Genomic DNA, 555 nt, shown 5'->3' with positions numbered 1-555 from the left:
ACACCCGAAGTCGGTGGGGTAACCTTTTTAGGAGCCAGCCGCCGAAGGTGGGACGAATGATTGGGGTGAAGTCGTAACAAGGTAGCCGTATCGGAAGGTGCGGCTGGATCACCTCCTTTCTAAGGATTAATTACGGAATTCGTACTTGGTTGTTTGGTTCAGTTTTGAGAGAGTAATTCTCTTCCATATTTAGATGGGCCTGTAGCTCAGCTGGTTAGAGCGCACGCCTGATAAGCGTGAGGTCGGTGGTTCGAGTCCACTCAGGCCCACCATCTAAACATATTGTGATTACGGGGCCTTAGCTCAGCTGGGAGAGCGCCTGCCTTGCACGCAGGAGGTCAGCGGTTCGATCCCGCTAGGCTCCATTTTTGTACCTTGAAAACTAAATAAGCGTAATAACGACATCAAACTTTAGAAATAAGGCAACAAAAGCTATGAATTAGCGATAAACCAGATGACGTTGTCATCAACCATCTTATTCCTAACTTAGTTAAGTGAATAAGGGCGCACGGTGAATGCCTTGGCACTAGGAGCCGATGAAGGACGGGACTAACA

General features: G+C 48.3%; 2 tRNA genes and 1 rRNA gene. All 3 read left to right on the top strand.

The annotated features are described in order from the left end of the window. Positions 1-119, top strand: a 16S ribosomal RNA gene (locus ACFQ19_RS20305); the annotation flags it as partial. Positions 120-195: 76 nt separating this feature from the next. After that, positions 196-272: transfer RNA gene (locus ACFQ19_RS20300), tRNA-Ile, on the top strand. 20 nt (positions 273-292) lie between these two features. Next, positions 293-365, top strand: a tRNA-Ala gene (locus tag ACFQ19_RS20295). Positions 366-555 lie beyond the last annotated feature (190 nt).

The sequence above is a fragment of the Oceanobacillus locisalsi genome (assembly GCF_042675985.1).
GTDB classification, from domain to species: Bacteria; Bacillota; Bacilli; order Bacillales; family Amphibacillaceae; genus Oceanobacillus; species Oceanobacillus locisalsi.
The sequence above is the reverse complement of the archived record's forward strand: the minus strand, read 5'-3'. Positions and strand labels throughout refer to the sequence as shown.